Origin of the sequence: Burkholderia pyrrocinia (assembly GCF_022809715.1) — a bacterium.
GTDB lineage: Bacteria > Pseudomonadota > Gammaproteobacteria > Burkholderiales > Burkholderiaceae > Burkholderia > Burkholderia pyrrocinia_C.
This window is the reverse complement of sequence record NZ_CP094460.1, coordinates 121,594-138,457: the sequence shown is the minus strand read 5'-3', so window position 1 is coordinate 138,457 and position 16,864 is coordinate 121,594. Positions and strand designations below refer to the sequence as shown.

The following is a 16,864-nucleotide window of genomic DNA, read 5'->3' as shown; positions in this document are numbered from 1 at the left end:
CTGAAGCGTGTCGTGATGTGCTGCCAGCGTACGGCCGGCGCACGACCGCCATCACCGCTATCCGGCCAACTATCGATACAATCCTGACAACCGTACGTTACTCGGGACGATGGCAGACCACGCAGAGCTTGTTGCCGTCCGGGTCGCGGAAATATGCGCCGTAGTAGTTGCGGTGGTAATGCGGCCGCAGGCCCGGCGGCCCTTCGCAGGTGCCGCCTTGTCGCAGTGCGAGCGCGTGGCAGCGGTCGACGTGCGCGCGCGTCGGCGCGTCGAACGCGATCGTGTGGCCATTGCCCGGCTCGGGTGCGCGGCCGTCGAGCGGATGGCCGAAGAAGAACAGCGGCCGGTCGGCGTCGGCCGGCATCCAGCCCGACCAGCCGTCCGGCTCGCGGAACTTCAGGCGCAACCCGAGTTCCGCGAACAGCGGCGCATAGAAATCGTAGGCGCGCGTCGTATCGCCGACGCCCACGCAAACATGTGAAAACATGGCATCGCTCCGTGGTGACGATCGCTCACGATCATGCCACGGCGCGCAGCCCGCGCCACCCGGAGGCCGCGATGAAACCTCAATACGAGCACGTGACGTTCGCTCCCGGCTGTTCGATCCGCGTGTACCACCGCCAGCTCGCGCGCATCCCGTTCGAATGGCACCGCCATCCCGAATACGAACTGACGCTGACGCTCAACAGCCGCGGCCAGCGCTTCATCGGCGATCACGTCGCGCGCTACGCGGACGACGATCTGGTGCTCGTGCCGCCCAACCTGCCGCACACCTGGTCGTCGAACGCGCGCATCGATCGCGATGCGCCCGAAGTCGCGCTCGTCGTCTGGTTCGACGGCGACTGGGTGCGGCGGCTTGCCGACTGCTGCCCCGAATACGCACCGCTGCGCTCGCTGCTGCGGCGCGCGGCGCCGGGCCTGTGCTTCGACGCGGACACGGCCCGCGCGATGCGCGCACGGCTGCCGCAGTTGCTCGATCCTGCTCCGCGCGTGAGACTCGCGGCCGCGCTCGACACGCTCGCCGATCTCGCGGAAGCCGGCGGCGAGCCGCTCGCCACCGCGCATGCGTACCGCGGGCCCGACGGCACGACACCGCACGCCGACGCGGCCGCGCCCGAAGCCGAGCGCCTCGATCGCGTGCTCGACGCGATCGACCGGCACTTCCACGAACCGCTGCGTATCGACGCACTCGCCGCTGCCGCGCACATGTCCGAGCGCACGCTGCAGCGCCTGTTCGTCCGGCATCTCGGCGAAAGCGTCGGTCGCTACGTGCAGCGGCTGCGGCTCGCGCACGCATGCCGCCATCTCGTCGGCACCGACTGGCCGATCGCGACGGTCGCCGCGCGCTGCGGCATTCCGAATGCCGCGAACTTCAACCGCCAGTTCCTCGCCGCGCGCGGGATGACGCCGGGCGCATACCGGCGGTTCTTCCTGCGGCACGGCCACGCGCCCGACGAAGACGCGCCGGCGCTCGATACGCGGCCGCCGTCGCTGGAGCGCCGCGCCGATCCGGCGCGCAAATGAAAACACCCCGACGGGCTGACCCGTCGGGGTGTCATAGCGTTGCGATTGCCCGACGCGAGCGGCCTGCCGGCCGTCGCGCCGCACACGACTTAACGTGCGTTGATCGGCTTCGCTTCGCGCGGCGTATCGCCGATGAACAGCTGGCGCGGACGGCCGATCTTCTGCTCGGGATCCGCAATCATTTCGTTCCACTGCGCGATCCAGCCGACCGTACGTGCCATCGCGAAGATACACGTGAACATCGACGTCGGGATGCCCAGCGCGCGCTGGACGATGCCCGAGTAGAAGTCGACGTTCGGGTACAGCTTGCGCGACACGAAGTACTCGTCTTCCAGCGCGATCTTCTCGAGCTGCATCGCGAGCTTGAACAGCGGGTCGTCGTGCAGGCCCAGTTCGTTCAGCACTTCGTAGCACGTCTCGCGCATCAGCTTCGCACGCGGGTCGTAGTTCTTGTACACGCGGTGGCCGAAGCCCATCAGCTTCACGCCCGAATTCTTGTCCTTCACCTGCTTGATGAATTCGGGGATGTTGTCCGGCGAACCGATCTGCTCGAGCATGTTCAGCGCGGCTTCGTTCGCACCACCGTGCGCCGGGCCCCACAGACATGCGATACCGGCCGCGATACATGCGAACGGGTTCGCGCCCGACGAACCGGCCAGGCGGACCGTCGACGTCGATGCGTTCTGCTCGTGGTCGGCGTGCAGGATCAGGATGCGGTCGAGTGCGCGGACGAGCACGTCGTTGACCTTGTACTCTTCGCACGGGTTCGAGAACATCATGTGCATGAAGTTCGCGCTGTACGACAGCGAGTTCTTCGGATACACGAACGGCTGGCCGATGCTGTACTTGTACGCCATCGCGACGAGCGTCGGCAGCTTCGCGATCATGCGGATCGCCGACACTTCACGGTGACGCGGGTCGTTGATGTCGAGCGAGTCGTGGTAGAACGCGGACAGCGCGCCGACCGCGGCGACCAGGATCGCCATCGGGTGCGCGTCGCGGCGGAAGCCACGGAAGAAGAAGTGCATCTGCTCGTGCACCATCGTGTGCTTCGTGACGGTGTCGACGAATTCCTTCTTCTGCGCTGCGTTCGGCAGTTCGCCCTTCAGCAGCAGGTAGCAGCTTTCGAGGAAGTCCGCGTTTTGCGCGAGGTTGTCGATCGGGTAGCCGCGGTACAGCAGTTCGCCCTTGTCGCCGTCGATGTACGTGATCGCCGAATTACAAGCTGCCGTCGACATGAAGCCCGGGTCGTACGTGAACTTGCCGGTCTGGCCGTACAGCTTGCGGATGTCGATTACGTCCGGGCCCATCGTGCCCTTGTAGATCGGCAGTTCGACGCTCGGCGAGTTGTCGCTGAACGATAGCGTGGCTTTAACATCAGACGGAGTCATGGCACATCCTCAATCGAAATAAAGAAACGGGATTCGATAACGGGCGTAACGCGTTACACGTTGCGCAGCATCTCCAACAGCCGGTGGATATCCGGGCTGTCTAGGTCGCCCTCTGGTTCCTTGCGCGCGAGGAGCAAGTCCATCAGGTCGTTGTCGCTCAGATCGAGCAGGCGCGACAACGCGCCTACGTCTGCATCGGTGAGGTCATGCTCGTATCTGCCGAAGAAACGCTCGAAGATGATGTCGTTTTCCAGCAGACCCCGCCGCGCGCGCCAGCGAAGGCGCGCGCGACGGTGCGGGTCGGATTGATGCGAATCGTCGCTCATTGCTCCGGCCTTAAACCGCGCGGCGAACCATCAGTTCCTTGATCTTGCCGATCGCCTTCGTCGGGTTCAGGCCCTTCGGGCAAACGTCGACGCAGTTCATGATCGTGTGGCAACGGAACAGACGGTACGGGTCTTCCAGGTTGTCGAGACGCTCGCCGGTGGCCGTGTCGCGGCTGTCCGCGATGAAGCGGTAAGCCTGCAGCAGGCCGGCCGGGCCGACGAACTTGTCCGGGTTCCACCAGAAGCTCGGGCACGACGTCGAGCAGCTCGCGCACAGAATGCACTCGTACACGCCGTCGAGCTCGTCGCGCTCTTCCGGCGACTGGAGGCGTTCCTTCTCCGGCGGCGGCGCGTCGTTGATCAGGTACGGCTTGATCGAGTGATACTGGTTGAAGAAGTGCGTCATGTCGACGATCAGGTCGCGCACCACGGGCAGGCCCGGCAGCGGACGCAGCACGATCTTCTGCGGCAGGTCGTTCAGGTTCGTCAGACACGCGAGACCGTTCTTGCCGTTGATGTTCATCGCGTCCGAACCGCACACGCCTTCGCGGCACGAACGGCGGAACGACAGCGTCTCGTCCACTGCCTTCAGCTTGACCAGTGCGTCGAGCAGCATGCGCTCGTGCTGGATCTCGAGCTCGTACGTCTGCATGCGCGGCGCTGCGTCCTTGTCCGGATCGTAGCGGTAGACTTCAAAAATGCGTTTTGCCATTTCGGATTCCTTTGACTCGGCTTAGAACGTGCGCGGCTTCGGCGGCACGGATTCGACCGTCAGCGGCTTCATTTGGACCGGCTTGTAGTCGAGGCGATCGCCTTCGCTGTACCACAGCGTGTGGCGCAGCCAGTTCTCGTCGTCGCGGTGTTCGTAGTCGCTGTGTGCGTGCGCGCCGCGGCTTTCCTTGCGCGCTTCCGCCGACACCATCGTCGCGCGGGCGACTTCGATCAGGTTCTCCAGCTCGAGCGCTTCGACGCGCGCGGTGTTGAACACCTTCGACTTGTCCTTCAGGTGGATGCTTTCCACGCGCGCCGCCAGGCCGGCCATCTGGTCGACGCCTTCCTTCAGCAGCGCCGACGTGCGGAACACGCCTGCGTGCTTCTGCATCGTCGCGCGGATGTCGTTCGCGACGTCCTGCGTGTATTCGCCCGACGTCGACTTGTCGAGCTTGTTCAGGCGCGCCAGCGAGAATTCGCCTGCATCGGCCGGCAGCGGCTTGTGTTCCTTCTGGTTCTTCACGTGCTCGACGATGTGGTTGCCGGCCGCACGGCCGAACACCACGAGGTCCAGCAGCGAGTTCGTGCCGAGGCGATTCGCGCCGTGCACGGACACGCACGAGCACTCGCCCACTGCGTAGAAGCCGTTGACCGGTTCCTTGTGATCGCGCGACGTGCCGACGACCTGACCGTGGATGTTGGTCGGGATGCCGCCCATCTGGTAGTGGATCGTCGGGACGACCGGGATCGGTTCCTTGATCGCATCGACGTTCGCGAACTTCAGCGCGATTTCGCGGATCGACGGCAGACGCTTCATGATCGTCTCGGCGCCGATGTGCGACAGGTCGAGCAGCACGTGATCCTTGTTCGGACCCACGCCGCGGCCTTCCTTGATTTCCTGGTCCATCGAGCGCGACACGAAGTCACGCGGCGCCAGATCCTTCAGCGTCGGTGCATAGCGCTCCATGAAGCGCTCGCCGTTCGCGTTGCGCAGGATGCCGCCTTCGCCGCGCACGCCTTCGGTGATCAGCACGCCCGCGCCGGCCACGCCGGTCGGGTGGAACTGCCAGAACTCCATGTCTTGCAGCGCGATGCCCGAACGCGCAGCCATGCCGAGGCCGTCGCCGGTGTTGATGAACGCGTTGGTCGATGCCGCGAAGATCCGGCCTGCGCCGCCCGTCGCGAACAGCGTCGTCTTGCCTTCCATGATGTAGACGTCGCCCGTCTCCATCTCGAGGGCCGTCACGCCGAGCACGTCGCCGTCCGCGTCGCGGATCAGGTCGAGCGCCATCCATTCGACGAAGAACTGCGTCTTTGCCTCGACGTTCTGCTGGTACAGCGTGTGCAGCAGCGCGTGACCGGTACGGTCGGCGGCCGCGCAAGCGCGCTGGACCGGCTTCTCGCCGTAGTTCGCGGTGTGGCCGCCGAACGGACGCTGGTAGATCGTGCCGTCCGCGTTGCGGTCGAACGGCATGCCGAAGTGCTCGAGTTCGTACACGACGTTCGGCGCTTCACGGCACATGAATTCGATCGCGTCCTGGTCGCCGAGCCAGTCGGAGCCCTTGATCGTGTCGTAGAAGTGGAAGTGCCAGTTGTCTTCGCTCATGTTGCCGAGCGACGCACCGATGCCGCCCTGCGCGGCCACCGTGTGCGAACGCGTCGGGAACACCTTCGACAGCACGCCGACCGACAGGCCCGCGCGCGACAGTTGCAGCGCCGCGCGCAAGCCGGAGCCGCCCGCGCCGACGATCACTACGTCGAACTTGCGACGCGGGAGGGAAGTTTTGATTGCAGCCATTCTTTACACTCTCCAGAGAATCTGCGCGGCGTAGCCCGCACATGCGAGCAGCCAGACGATGGTCAGCGATTGCAGCAGCAGGCGCACACCGACGGGCTTCACGTAATCCATCCAGATGTCGCGCACGCCGACCCATGCGTGGTAGAAGAGGGAAAGCAGCATCACGAAGGTCGCGAGCTTCATCCATTGCGCGGAGAAGATCGACGCCCAGCCTTCGTACGAGAAGTCGTGTGCGCCGAAGAACAGGACGAGCAGGATGACCGTGTAGACCGCCATGATCGTGGCGGTGATGCGCTGCGCAAGCCAGTCGCGCAGGCCGTAGTGTGCGCCGACGACGAGGCGCTTCGAGCCGATTCGGTTATTGGCTGCCATTTTCTTAGAATGCTCCGAACAGTTTGAGTGCCATGGCGATCGTCAGTGCGATCGAGACGACAAAGACGACGACTGCCGTCCGCTTGCCGCTTTCCTTCGTGACGGCGTCGTGGTTGACGTCCATCAGCAGGTGGCGAATGCCGGCGCAGAAATGGTGGAAGAAAGCCCAGGACAACGCGAGGACGATCAGCTTGACGACGATGTTGGAGAGGAAGGCCTTGAAGACTTCGAAGCTGAGCTCGGACGTCAGGCTCTGATCGAAGAGGAACAGCAGGAACGGCAGGAACAAGAACAGCAGCGCGCCGCTGACTCGATGGAGGATCGACAAAGTCGCTGCCAGCGGCATGCGATATTTCATCGTGATATCGCCGAATCCGATGTTCCGGTATTCCGGTCTCGGTTTTCTTACTGCGTCAGTCATGCTAGACCCCTACTATGTTGTCACACTAATCCGCGATTTTAGCGCCTTTTTATATCGCGCTGCAGCGAAAGTCTGCTCTGGATAGTTGCGCGAACGAGAACAAAGGCGGCCCGAAACGTGCTTCGCGAGCGTGGGAGACGCGAATGCACTCGGCTTGAGCCGAACCGTCGTCAGCTCAAGTCATTCTGATAGTAGTACCCGGTTGTGACATACCAGCCGCGCCGCACTTCCACCGGCCGATCCCCGTACGTATAGGACACGCGCTCGACCGACAGCAACGGAAAACCCGCGGGCACGTGCAGCAGGTCGGCCACCGCCGGATCCGCCGCGACCGCGCGAATCTTCTCCGTCGCGCGGATCATCCGCGTGCCGAACTCCGTCTCGAACATCGCATAGAGCGGCCCCTTGTACTCGCTCAGCCGCTCGAACGTGAGCCCGCGAAACATCGCGCCCGGCAGCCAGATCTCGTCGAGCACCGTCACCTCGCTGTCGAACTCCAGCAGGCGGCGCACCTGCACGACGGGATCGGCCGGCTTCAGGTCGAGCTGCCGCGCGATCTCGGCCGGCGCACGCAGGCGCCGGCATTCGAGCAGGCGGCTCACGTGCGGGTGCTCGGCACCGTCGTCGGCAAGCAGACGCAGGAAGCGGAATTGCGCGCGATCCTCGTTGTGCGTTGCAACAAAAGTACCCTTACCCTGCCGCCGGACCACGAGGTTTTCGGCGGCCAGTTCGTCGATCGCCTTGCGAACGGTGCCCTGGCTGACCTTGTAACGGGCCGCGAGCTCCACTTCGCTCGGAATGATCTCGCCCGGCTTCCATTCGCCGGTTTCGAGACTTTGCGTGATCAATGACTTGATCTGCTGGTATAACGGGCTGAACGTCGGCGACGCAGACGCCGCGGGCGAAGGCGCGGAATCGCTCGCGCCCGGCTGCCCTGGGCCGCCTGCGCCGGTCTGATTCGCGGTATTCGCCTGGTTCGATGTCATGGCGCGCATTTCATCACAAACCGCACTTTTTCGTCCACTCAATTTCCGCAAAACATCTGTCTTATATAAGACATATGATACCGTTTGACTTTGCGCGTGACGGCTCCTACACTCCCGGTCGAGCAAGGGTTCGCGGGTGCAAAAGCGCGTCCCAGGCTACGTGCCACGGCCGTCTCCAGGTTCACCGCGTCTGCCATCGCGAGTCCTCCGCCCTGCTTCAATGCAACGTTACGCACAACGCGCATAGAATGGCGTTTTCGCTAGCGTCCAACGCTTCACCCGTCCTGGAGATTTTCAATGGCTAAGCCCGCAAAGCGCGTTGCCGTCACCGGCGCCGCAGGTCAAATCGCTTACTCCCTGCTGTTCCGCATCGCGAACGGCGACCTGCTCGGCAAGGACCAGCCGGTCATCCTGCAACTGCTCGACCTCCCGCAAGCCCAAGCCGCCGTCAAAGGCGTCGTGATGGAACTCGACGATTGCGCGTTCCCGCTGCTCGCGGGCGTCGTGATCACCGACGATCCGAAGGTTGCATTCAAGGATGCAGACGTCGCGCTGCTGGTCGGTGCACGTCCGCGCTCGAAGGGCATGGAGCGCAAGGACCTGCTGTCGGCGAACGCCGAGATCTTCACGGTTCAGGGCGCTGCGCTGAACGAAGTCGCGAGCCGCGACGTGAAGGTGCTGGTCGTCGGCAACCCGGCGAACACGAACGCGTACATCGCGATGAAGTCGGCACCGGATCTGCCGAAGAAGAACTTCACGGCCATGCTGCGCCTCGACCACAACCGCGCGCTGTCGCAGCTCGCCGCCAAGTCGGGCAAGCCGGTCGCGTCGATCGAGAAGCTCGCCGTGTGGGGCAACCACTCGCCGACGATGTACCCGGACTTCCGCTTCGCGACCGCCGAAGGCGAATCGATGCTGAAGCTGATCAACGACGACGTGTGGAACCGCGACACGTTCATCCCGACCGTCGGCAAGCGCGGCGCGGCGATCATCGAAGCGCGCGGCCTGTCGTCGGCGGCGTCGGCAGCCAACGCGGCGATCGACCACGTCCGTGACTGGGTGCTCGGCACGAACGGCAAGTGGGTCACGATGGGCATCCCGTCGGACGGCTCGTACGGCATCCCCGAAGACATCATCTACGGCGTGCCGGTCGTTTGCGAAAACGGCGAGTACAAGCGCGTCGAAGGCCTGGAAATCGACGCGTTCTCGCGCGAGAAGATGGACGGCACGCTGGCCGAGCTGCTCGAAGAGCGCGATGGCGTCGCCCACCTGCTGAAGAACTAAATTCGGCACCGCGACGGGCCGCCTCCGGGCAGCCCGTCATCGCAGGGCCGGCAAGCCGCCGGCCCTGCCGCCCGATCCGATCCGGGCACGTTTTGCCGCCTCGTGCGCCCCGCGCATCGGCCCAGAACGCGCCCGAATCCGATTTTCTCCACGTTGACCCGCTTCCCTGACGTAGAAGAGATGGCCGCGCTCACTCCTGCACAAGTGCTGTACGACGGGGCGTCCCCGCCCGCGATCCTGCCATGCTGCGATCACTACGCGGGCAGCGAGAAGCTGATGCGCAAGTCGCTCGCGCTGCAGGCCGAAACGGGCCCCGTATTCGACATCACGCTCGACTGCGAGGACGGCGCGGCCGTCGGCCAGGAAGCCGCGCACGCGGAACTCGTCGCCGAGCTGCTCGGCAGCGCCGAGAACCGCTTCGGGCGCGTCGGCGTACGGATCCACGACTTTTCCCACCCGCACTGGCGCGACGACGTCCGCATCGTGCTGCGCGCCGCCCGCGCACCCGCCTACATCACGCTGCCGAAGATCGCGAACGCCGCCGACGCGGCCGAAATGGCCGCGTTCATCGAAGGTACGCGCCGCGAGCTCGGCATCGCGCAGCCGATCCCGGTCGACGTGCTGGTCGAGACGCACGGCGCGCTCGCGCAGGCGGCCGCCCTCGCCGCGCTGCCGATGGTCGGCACGCTGAGCTTCGGGCTGATGGATTTCGTGTCCGCGCACCACGGCGCGATTCCCGATGCCGCGATGCGCTCGCCCGGCCAGTTCGAACATCCGCTCGTGCGCCGCGCGAAGCTGGAAATCGCCGCGGCCTGCCACGCGCACGGCAAGACGCCGTCGCACAACGTGACGACCGAGGTGCGCGACATGAGCGTCGTCGCCGCCGATGCGCGCCGCGCGCGCGACGAATTCGCGTTCACGCGGATGTGGAGCATCCACCCCGCGCAGATCCGCCCGATCGTCGACGCATTCGCGCCGCGCACCGACGAGGTCGTGCTGGCCGCCGAGATCCTGCTCGCCGCGCAGGCCGCCGACTGGGGCCCGACGCGCCACGGTGATACGCTGCACGATCGCGCGAGTTATCGCTATTACTGGTCGGTGCTGCGCCGCGCGCGGGCCACCGGCCAGCCCGTACCGGCCGAGGCCGCGCCGCTGTTCGGCCCGGCCGCCGCGGGCGACGCGCAGTGAGCGCGCGCCGCCGGCCGATACACGAATTTCATGCATTCGCCGGGGCGCGAACCGGACAGAGGTTTGCGAAACGACAAAAAACGTAACGGAGCCCGAAAACCTGATGTATGCGCGGCCAAATAGGTGAAAATAGCGGCCGCTGCGCGCTTTCGGGGCGCGTGCAGTTTCAAACCGGCCGGCAGCTTCGATTGCCGGCCCTTGTCAACTGATTATCGAAAGGTTCTGACTCCATGAAGAAACTCCTGATCGCTACCGCCATCGGCGCCTTGTCCGCCACGATGCTGGTCTCGGCTCCGAGCGCGTTTGCCCAGGGTACGGCCACCACGACCGCGAAGAAGGCCGCGGCCAAGCGCCCGGCGCCGGCCAAGCGCATCATCCCGCGCAGCAAGAAGGCGCAGGCGCGCGCCGCTGCCAAGGTCGATCCGGTACCGGACGGCGCGGTCAAGTGGGCCTGTAAGGATGGCCTGTCGTTCGACCTCGCCGGCGACATGAAGCGCGACCAGGTCGTCACGGTTCACTGGGCGAAGAAGAACTACAAGCTGCCGCGTCAGGCCACGACGACGGGCGCCGACACGTTCTACGATCCGGCAGCAGGCTTCAAGCTGGTCGTGATCCCGTCCAAGGCGATGCTGTTCTCCGACGCGAACGGCGGCGAGCGCCTCGCGGACGAGTGCGTGACGCCGGAAATGGCGCAAGGCACGCCGGCACCGACGCAGTCGAACGAGCTGAAGCCGGCAACGAACTAAGCGCGTTCCCCCCGGCCCCTCGATGTCCGCCCCGGTCTCCAACGTCCGCCCTGCTCCGGATACGGTACTCGTCGACATCGTCGACTACGTGCTGAACACCGGCATCGACAGCGCGCTCGCGCTGGAGACGGCGCGTCATTGCCTGATCGACACGCTCGGATGCGGACTCGAGGCGCTGTCCTACCCTGCCTGCACCAAGCTGCTCGGCCCCGTCGTGCCCGGCACGATCGTGCCGAACGGCGCGAAGGTGCCCGGCACGTCCTTCCAGCTCGATCCCGTCCAGGCCGCGTTCGACATCGGCGCGATGATCCGCTGGCTGGACTTCAACGACACCTGGCTCGCCGCCGAATGGGGCCATCCGTCCGACAATCTCGGCGGAATCCTGGCGACGGCCGACTGGCTCTCCCGCACGGCCGTCGCGGCCGGCCGGAAGCCGCTGCTCATGCGCGACGTGCTGGTCGCGATGATCCAGGCCCACGAGATCCAGGGCTGCCTCGCACTCGAGAATTCGTTCAATGCGGTCGGGCTCGACCACGTGCTGCTCGTGAAGGTCGCGTCGACGGCCGTCGTCGGCCGGCTGCTCGGGCTCACGCGCGACGAGCTGATCAACGCGGTATCCAACGCGTTCGTCGACGGCCACGCGCTGCGCACCTACCGCCACGCACCGAACACGGGCTCGCGCAAGTCGTGGGCGGCCGGCGATGCCACGTCCCGCGCGGTGCGCCTCGCGCTGATCGCGAAAACCGGCGAAATGGGCTACCCGTCGGTGCTCACCGCAAAAACCTGGGGCTTCTACGACGTGTTGTTCGACGGGCAGCCGTTCCGCTTCCAGCGCCCGTACGGCACGTACGTAATGGAAAACGTGCTGTTCAAGATCGCGTTCCCCGCCGAATTCCACGCGCAGACGGCCGCCGAGGCCGCGCTGCAGCTGCACGCGCAGCTCGCCGCGGCGGGCCGCACGACCGACGACATCAGCCGGATCACGATCCGCACGCATGCGGCCGCGATCCGCATCATCGACAAGCAGGGCCCGCTCGCCAATCCGGCCGACCGCGACCACTGCATCCAGTACATGGTCGCCGTGCCGCTGCTGTTCGGCCGGCTGACCGCGGCCGATTATGAAGATGCGGCCGCAGCGGACCCGCGCATCGACGCGCTGCGCGCGAAAACCGTGTGCGTCGAGGATCCGCAGTTCACGAAGGATTACCACGATCCGGACAAGCGATCGATCGCGAATGCACTGACGATCGAGTTCACGGACGGATCGAAACTTGCCGAAGTGGCGGTCGAATACCCGCTCGGCCACAAGCGACGCCGCGCGGACGGCATCCCGCTGCTGGTCGAGAAGTTCCGGACCAACCTCGCCCGCCGCTTCCCGGCAAAGCAGCAACAAGCGATTCTCGACGTGTCGCTGGACCAGGCAAAGCTCGAAGCGATGCCGGTCGATGAGTACGTCGACTTGTATGTGATATAGCCGTCATCTACAGGACACGTTGTTTCCTAGCCTTAAACCCAGGAAAATCACCATGGCCCACAATCTCCACAAGACCCTCAAGGAATTCGACAGCGGTTCCGGCAAAGGCAAGTTCTACTCGCTGCCGCAACTCGGCAAGGAGCTGAAGACGAAGATCGAGCGCCTGCCGGTGTCGATCCGTATCGTGCTCGAGTCCGTGCTGCGCAACTACGACGGCAAGAAGATCACCGAAGAGCACATCGAGCAGCTCGCGAACTGGAAGCCGACCGCGAAGCGCGTCGACGAGATTCCGTTCGTGGTGTCGCGCGTCGTGCTGCAGGACTTCACGGGCGTGCCGCTGCTCGCCGACATCGCGGCCATGCGCGGCGTCGCCGAGCGCACGGGCAAGAATCCGAAGAAGATCGAGCCGCTGGTCCCGGTCGATCTCGTCGTCGACCACTCGGTCCAGATCGACTACTTCCGCCAGAAGGACGCGCTCGACCTGAACATGAAACTGGAATTCCAGCGCAACAACGAGCGCTACCAGTTCATGAAGTGGGGCATGCAGGCCTTCGACACGTTCAAGGTCGTGCCGCCGGGCGTCGGCATCGTCCACCAGGTGAACCTCGAATATCTCGCGCGCGGCGTCCACAAGAAGGCGGACGGCGGCGACACCGTGTACTACCCGGACACCCTCGTCGGCACGGACAGCCACACGACGATGATCAACGGCATCGGCGTGGTCGGCTGGGGCGTGGGCGGCATCGAAGCCGAAGCCGGCATGCTCGGCCAGCCGGTGTACTTCCTGACGCCGGACGTCGTCGGCGTCGAGCTGAAGGGCAAGCTGCGCGAAGGCGTGACGGCTACCGACCTGGTACTGACGATCACCGAAATGCTGCGCAAGGAAAAGGTCGTCGGCAAGTTCGTCGAATTCTTCGGCGAAGGCACGAAGTCGCTGTCGCTGCCGGACCGCGCAACGATCGGCAACATGGCGCCGGAATACGGCGCGACGATGGGCTTCTTCCCGGTCGACGAAAAGACGATCGACTACTTCGAAGGCACGGGCCGCACGAAGGCGGAAATCGCCGCGTTCGAAAACTACTTCAAGGCGCAGAAGCTGTTCGGCATTCCGAAGGCCGGCGACATCGACTACACGAAGACGGTCACGCTGGACCTGGCAACGGTCGCACCGTCGCTGGCCGGCCCGAAGCGCCCGCAGGACCGCATCGAGATCGGCAACGTCAAGTCGACGTTCACCGACCTGTTCTCGAAGCCGGTCGCGGAGAACGGCTTCGCGAAGAAGGCGGACGACCTGAACACGCAGTACACGACGAGCAACGGCGTCGACGTGAAGAACGGCGACGTGCTGATCGCCGCGATCACGTCGTGCACGAACACGTCGAACCCGAGCGTGCTGCTGGCTGCCGGCCTGCTCGCGAAGAAGGCCGTCGAAGCCGGCCTGACCGTCGCACCGCACATCAAGACGTCGCTCGCGCCGGGATCGCGCATCGTCACCGAGTACCTGACGAAAACGGGCCTGCTGCCCTACCTGTCGAAGCTCGGCTTCGAAGTCGCGGCCTACGGCTGCACGACCTGTATCGGCAACGCGGGCGACCTGACGCCGGAACTGAACGAAGCGATCACGAAGAACGACCTCGTCGCGGCAGCCGTGCTGTCGGGCAACCGTAACTTCGAAGCGCGTATCCACCCGAACATCCGCGCGAACTTCCTCGCATCGCCGCCGCTCGTCGTCGCGTACGCGATCGCCGGCAACATCACGCGCGACCTGATGACCGAGCCGGTCGGCAAGGGCAAGGGCGGCCGCGACATCTACCTCGGCGACATCTGGCCGACGAGCGATGAAATCCACGCGCTGCTCAAGTTCGCGCTCGATCCGAAGAAGTTCGAGGACAACTACTCGAAGCTGACCAAGAAGGGCGACCTCTGGAGCAAGATCGAGGGCGAATCGGGCCAGGTCTACGACTGGCCGAAGTCGACGTACATCGCGGAGCCGCCGTTCTTCGGCAACGACTTCTCGATGGAACCGGCCGCTTCGATCCCGTCGGTCAAGGGCGCGCGCGCACTGGGCATCTTCGGCGACTCGGTCACGACCGACCACATCAGCCCGGCAGGCTCGATCAAGGAAGATTCGCCGGCAGGCAAGTGGCTGAAGGAAAACGGCGTGCAGAAGGCCGACTTCAACAGCTATGGCTCGCGCCGCGGCAACCACGACGTGATGATGCGCGGCACGTTCGCGAACGTCCGGATCAAGAACCTGATGATCCCGGCGAAGGCGGACGGCACGCGCGTCGAAGGCGGCCTGACGATCCACCAGCCGAGCGGCGAACAGCAGTCGATCTATGATGCAGCGATGCAGTACATCGCCGCCGACACGCCGACCGTCGTGTTCGCAGGCGAAGAGTACGGCACGGGCTCGTCGCGCGACTGGGCCGCGAAGGGCACGCAACTGCTCGGCGTGAAGGCCGTGATCGCACGCAGCTTCGAGCGCATCCACCGCTCGAACCTGGTCGGCATGGGCGTGCTGCCGCTGCAGTTCAAGGGCTCGGACAGCGTCCAGTCGCTCGGCATCACCGGCGACGAGACGTACGACATCGAAGGCCTCGGCGACGACTTCAAGCCGCAGCAGGACGTCACGCTCGTGATCAACCGCAAGAACGGCGAAACGCAGCGCGTGCAGGTGCTGCTGCGCATCGATACGCCGATCGAAGTCGACTACTACAAGCACGGCGGTATCCTGCCGTTCGTGCTGCGCTCGCTGCTCGCAGCGTAAGCACCCTGCTTTTGCAGGTGCCGCAGCCGCCTCGCGGGCGGTTGCGGCCGATTTGGATGCCCGACCTCGTGTCGGGCTTTTTTTTGCCTGCGCGCGTTACGCGATGCGGCCGTTCGTCCGACGCGTCACGCCGCCTTGTCGCCGCGCGCCTTCGCGCCCGCGCCCGCGCCTCGCGCGTTCTTCTTCAGATGGGTGCGGTTGTATTCGATCGCCGCGCGCACGAGGGTCTTCAGCGCCCGCTTGTCGATCCGGTCGCCTTCGAAGAAATCGATCGCGCGCCGCGCATTGCCTTCGAGGCCGTCATTGAACAGCCCGCCGGGATCGGGCAGATGCGCGCCGTGCATGAACGTCAGCTTCACCTTGCCCTTGTGCGCATTCGCGACCGCGATCATCCCGTCGCGCGACCACACGGGGCTGCCCATCCATTTCCATTCCTCGACGATGCCGTCATCGGCCGCGAGGATCGTCTGGCGGAGGTCCGCGAAGAGCGGACCGCGCCAGTCGGCGATGCCGGCGATCAGCGCGTCGATGCGCTCCGACGGTTGCAGGTCCGTTGCACTCATGCGCGGGCCTCCGTGCGTTCGTCGGGGCGGGCCAGCACCTGTTCGAGCGACTCGAAGAACCGTACCCAGCCGTGCTGCGCGCCGCGGTATGCCTGCTCCTGATCCGCGCGGAAGCCGACCTGCTCCATGCGCAGGTGCGTGCCGGCCGGCGTCGGCGTGAGCGTCCACGTGACGACGCTTTCGAGACCGTACGCGGCCCATGTGTAGGACAGCGCGCGCGGCGGCTCGATCGTCAGGACCGTGCAGTCGACCGAGCCCCAGTCCGCGCGGAAGCTGAAGGCGCGGCCCGCGACGGGCTCGAAGTCGCTCTTCATCAGCCACGCCTCGATCAGGTGCGGTTGCGTGAGCGCGCGCCAGATCTTCTCCGGCGGATGGGGCAGCTCCCGTTCGACGACGACGGAGCGCGTTTCGGTAGTGGCTTGGTTCATTGATCCATCCTCTTGAGCAGATCTTCGAGGGCGTCGAACCGGTTCTGCCAGAAGCCTGCCATCTGGCTCGTCCAGTCGATCAGCGGGGCCAGCGCTTGCGGCTGTGCGCTGTAGTGCGTCTGCCGGCCTTCGTGACGGTCATTCACGAGCCCGGCCTGCTTCAGTACGCCGAGATGCTTCGACACGGCCGGCTGCGAGACGCCCGCATGGGCGGTCAGCGCGGCAACCGTGAGCTCGCCCTCCTCGCACAGCCGCTCGAAAAGCGCGCGGCGCGTCGGATCGGCAAGCGTCCTGAAAAGCATGTCGTGAGCGTTCTGCATGTCCAAATTCATAACCCGTTGGTTATGGATTGGAGAATATCTGCTGAACGGCAAGAGTCAAGAAGGAATTTCGCGGATGCCGATGCGTGCCGTTGCCGCATGCGGGCACGCTTCGCGTCGGGCGCAATCGCGCCGGAAGCGGACGTGCCGAAGGCTTCGCTTGCCGCCGGATCACGCCTGCTTTGCCCGTCCGGACTCGAGTGTTTGCTCTAATTCATGATGGCGGCCTCGCGTCCGAAAGCCGCCTGCAAGACTGGGCCATGCGCTGTTCCACAGTTCGGGAAACGATCGGGATCGGCCGGCCCTGTTTTTGTGCATGCGCGAAGCGGCTCGGCCCGCATCGCATCGTTTGACCACATAGTGCGACTCGGGCCTGCGTCCACACCCGGTCGCGAAGCACGCATGCGCATGGCCGGTCCGCGACGTCATCGCGCACGTTCCGGCGCTGCGACGAACGACTCGTGCGCGCGAACGCCGCGCATCGTCGTGCCGTCGTGTCGCGAACCGGTTCCCTCGCCGGCGGCCGCCGCTCGCCGCGTTCACCGTGCGCCACGCGCAATTC

The 16,864-nt window shown here is 65.2% G+C and carries 17 protein-coding genes; 6 read left to right on the top strand and 11 right to left on the bottom strand.

What is annotated here, in order from left to right; all coding sequences use genetic code 11:
• Positions 1-97 precede the first annotated feature (97 nt).
• Positions 98-487 (bottom strand): VOC family protein, encoded by a 390-nt coding sequence (locus MRS60_RS17465; protein WP_217589930.1) that lies wholly within the window; start codon positions 485-487, stop codon positions 98-100.
• A gap of 71 nt (positions 488-558) precedes the next feature.
• Here MRS60_RS17465 and MRS60_RS17460 point away from each other — a divergent pair, with 71 nt between their 5' ends.
• Positions 559-1,524 carry a helix-turn-helix domain-containing protein gene (locus tag MRS60_RS17460; protein ID WP_243566279.1) on the top strand — a complete coding sequence of 322 codons (966 nt, stop codon included), beginning with the start codon at positions 559-561 and terminating at the stop codon, positions 1,522-1,524.
• Positions 1,525-1,613: 89 nt separating this feature from the next.
• Here the strand turns inward: MRS60_RS17460 and gltA are convergent, their stop codons facing one another.
• The 7 genes from gltA to MRS60_RS17425 form a co-directional block, all read right to left on the bottom strand.
• Complete coding sequence (gene gltA, locus MRS60_RS17455; RefSeq protein ID WP_014899964.1) at positions 1,614-2,915, bottom strand: citrate synthase; 1,302 nt, start codon at positions 2,913-2,915, stop codon at positions 1,614-1,616.
• Positions 2,916-2,968: 53 nt separating this feature from the next.
• Positions 2,969-3,241, bottom strand: coding sequence for a succinate dehydrogenase assembly factor 2 (locus tag MRS60_RS17450; protein ID WP_031400668.1), 273 nt, complete (start codon positions 3,239-3,241; stop codon positions 2,969-2,971).
• A gap of 10 nt (positions 3,242-3,251) precedes the next feature.
• The gene (locus MRS60_RS17445; RefSeq protein ID WP_011658352.1) at positions 3,252-3,953 is read right to left on the bottom strand and encodes a succinate dehydrogenase iron-sulfur subunit; all 702 of its coding nucleotides are present in this window, start codon (positions 3,951-3,953) and stop codon (positions 3,252-3,254) included.
• A 21-nt stretch (positions 3,954-3,974) separates the two neighbouring features.
• On the bottom strand, positions 3,975-5,750 hold the full coding sequence (gene sdhA / locus MRS60_RS17440; protein WP_034180014.1) for a succinate dehydrogenase flavoprotein subunit: 1,776 nt from the start codon (positions 5,748-5,750) through the stop codon (positions 3,975-3,977).
• A gap of 3 nt (positions 5,751-5,753) precedes the next feature.
• A complete protein-coding gene (sdhD, locus tag MRS60_RS17435) occupies positions 5,754-6,122 on the bottom strand; it encodes a succinate dehydrogenase, hydrophobic membrane anchor protein (protein ID WP_034180015.1) in 369 nt (122 codons plus the stop codon).
• Positions 6,123-6,126: 4 nt separating this feature from the next.
• On the bottom strand, positions 6,127-6,543 hold the full coding sequence (sdhC, locus tag MRS60_RS17430) for a succinate dehydrogenase, cytochrome b556 subunit (protein ID WP_034180016.1): 417 nt from the start codon (positions 6,541-6,543) through the stop codon (positions 6,127-6,129).
• 170 nt (positions 6,544-6,713) lie between these two features.
• Positions 6,714-7,538 carry a GntR family transcriptional regulator gene (locus MRS60_RS17425; RefSeq protein WP_081938389.1) on the bottom strand — a complete coding sequence of 275 codons (825 nt, stop codon included), beginning with the start codon at positions 7,536-7,538 and terminating at the stop codon, positions 6,714-6,716.
• 288 nt (positions 7,539-7,826) lie between these two features.
• On the opposite strand from MRS60_RS17425, the gene MRS60_RS17420 reads away from it, so the two are divergent.
• From MRS60_RS17420 to acnA, 5 genes are all read left to right on the top strand, one after another.
• Positions 7,827-8,813: a malate dehydrogenase gene (locus MRS60_RS17420; protein ID WP_034180017.1), complete on the top strand. Its 987-nt coding sequence runs from the start codon at positions 7,827-7,829 to the stop codon at positions 8,811-8,813.
• Positions 8,814-8,993: 180 nt separating this feature from the next.
• Positions 8,994-10,001, top strand: a complete 1,008-nt coding sequence (locus MRS60_RS17415) for an HpcH/HpaI aldolase/citrate lyase family protein (RefSeq protein WP_243566849.1) — start codon at positions 8,994-8,996, stop codon at positions 9,999-10,001.
• 230 nt (positions 10,002-10,231) lie between these two features.
• On the top strand, positions 10,232-10,747 hold the full coding sequence (locus MRS60_RS17410; RefSeq protein ID WP_034180019.1) for a hypothetical protein: 516 nt from the start codon (positions 10,232-10,234) through the stop codon (positions 10,745-10,747).
• Between the two features lie 22 nt (positions 10,748-10,769).
• The gene (locus tag MRS60_RS17405; protein WP_034180020.1) at positions 10,770-12,221 is read left to right on the top strand and encodes a bifunctional 2-methylcitrate dehydratase/aconitate hydratase; all 1,452 of its coding nucleotides are present in this window, start codon (positions 10,770-10,772) and stop codon (positions 12,219-12,221) included.
• A 52-nt stretch (positions 12,222-12,273) separates the two neighbouring features.
• A complete protein-coding gene (gene acnA / locus MRS60_RS17400) occupies positions 12,274-14,991 on the top strand; it encodes an aconitate hydratase AcnA (RefSeq protein WP_243566278.1) in 2,718 nt (905 codons plus the stop codon).
• A gap of 125 nt (positions 14,992-15,116) precedes the next feature.
• On the opposite strand, the gene MRS60_RS17395 is transcribed toward acnA, so the two are convergent.
• The 3 genes from MRS60_RS17395 to MRS60_RS17385 are packed head-to-tail and all read right to left on the bottom strand — an operon-like array spanning position 15,117 to position 16,302.
• Complete coding sequence (locus tag MRS60_RS17395) at positions 15,117-15,554, bottom strand: DUF1801 domain-containing protein (RefSeq protein ID WP_243566277.1); 438 nt, start codon at positions 15,552-15,554, stop codon at positions 15,117-15,119.
• Positions 15,551-15,982: an SRPBCC family protein gene (locus tag MRS60_RS17390; protein ID WP_034180023.1), complete on the bottom strand. Its 432-nt coding sequence runs from the start codon at positions 15,980-15,982 to the stop codon at positions 15,551-15,553. Before MRS60_RS17390 ends, MRS60_RS17395 begins: the two co-directional genes overlap by 4 nt.
• Positions 15,979-16,302 (bottom strand): ArsR/SmtB family transcription factor, encoded by a 324-nt coding sequence (locus tag MRS60_RS17385; RefSeq protein ID WP_034180131.1) that lies wholly within the window; start codon positions 16,300-16,302, stop codon positions 15,979-15,981. Before MRS60_RS17385 ends, MRS60_RS17390 begins: the two co-directional genes overlap by 4 nt.
• Positions 16,303-16,864 lie beyond the last annotated feature (562 nt).

Coding starts and splice junctions, on each gene's coding strand:
- MRS60_RS17465 (WP_217589930.1), bottom strand. CDS start 487: ATGTTTTCACATGTTTGCGTGGGCGTCGGCGATACGACGCGCGCCTAC.
- MRS60_RS17460 (WP_243566279.1), top strand. CDS start 559: ATGAAACCTCAATACGAGCACGTGACGTTCGCTCCCGGCTGTTCGATC.
- gltA (WP_014899964.1), bottom strand. CDS start 2,915: ATGACTCCGTCTGATGTTAAAGCCACGCTATCGTTCAGCGACAACTCG.
- MRS60_RS17450 (WP_031400668.1), bottom strand. CDS start 3,241: ATGAGCGACGATTCGCATCAATCCGACCCGCACCGTCGCGCGCGCCTT.
- MRS60_RS17445 (WP_011658352.1), bottom strand. CDS start 3,953: ATGGCAAAACGCATTTTTGAAGTCTACCGCTACGATCCGGACAAGGAC.
- sdhA (WP_034180014.1), bottom strand. CDS start 5,750: ATGGCTGCAATCAAAACTTCCCTCCCGCGTCGCAAGTTCGACGTAGTG.
- sdhD (WP_034180015.1), bottom strand. CDS start 6,122: ATGGCAGCCAATAACCGAATCGGCTCGAAGCGCCTCGTCGTCGGCGCA.
- sdhC (WP_034180016.1), bottom strand. CDS start 6,543: ATGACTGACGCAGTAAGAAAACCGAGACCGGAATACCGGAACATCGGA.
- MRS60_RS17425 (WP_081938389.1), bottom strand. CDS start 7,538: ATGCGCGCCATGACATCGAACCAGGCGAATACCGCGAATCAGACCGGC.
- MRS60_RS17420 (WP_034180017.1), top strand. CDS start 7,827: ATGGCTAAGCCCGCAAAGCGCGTTGCCGTCACCGGCGCCGCAGGTCAA.
- MRS60_RS17415 (WP_243566849.1), top strand. CDS start 8,994: ATGGCCGCGCTCACTCCTGCACAAGTGCTGTACGACGGGGCGTCCCCG.
- MRS60_RS17410 (WP_034180019.1), top strand. CDS start 10,232: ATGAAGAAACTCCTGATCGCTACCGCCATCGGCGCCTTGTCCGCCACG.
- MRS60_RS17405 (WP_034180020.1), top strand. CDS start 10,770: ATGTCCGCCCCGGTCTCCAACGTCCGCCCTGCTCCGGATACGGTACTC.
- acnA (WP_243566278.1), top strand. CDS start 12,274: ATGGCCCACAATCTCCACAAGACCCTCAAGGAATTCGACAGCGGTTCC.
- MRS60_RS17395 (WP_243566277.1), bottom strand. CDS start 15,554: ATGAGTGCAACGGACCTGCAACCGTCGGAGCGCATCGACGCGCTGATC.
- MRS60_RS17390 (WP_034180023.1), bottom strand. CDS start 15,982: ATGAACCAAGCCACTACCGAAACGCGCTCCGTCGTCGTCGAACGGGAG.
- MRS60_RS17385 (WP_034180131.1), bottom strand. CDS start 16,302: ATGCAGAACGCTCACGACATGCTTTTCAGGACGCTTGCCGATCCGACG.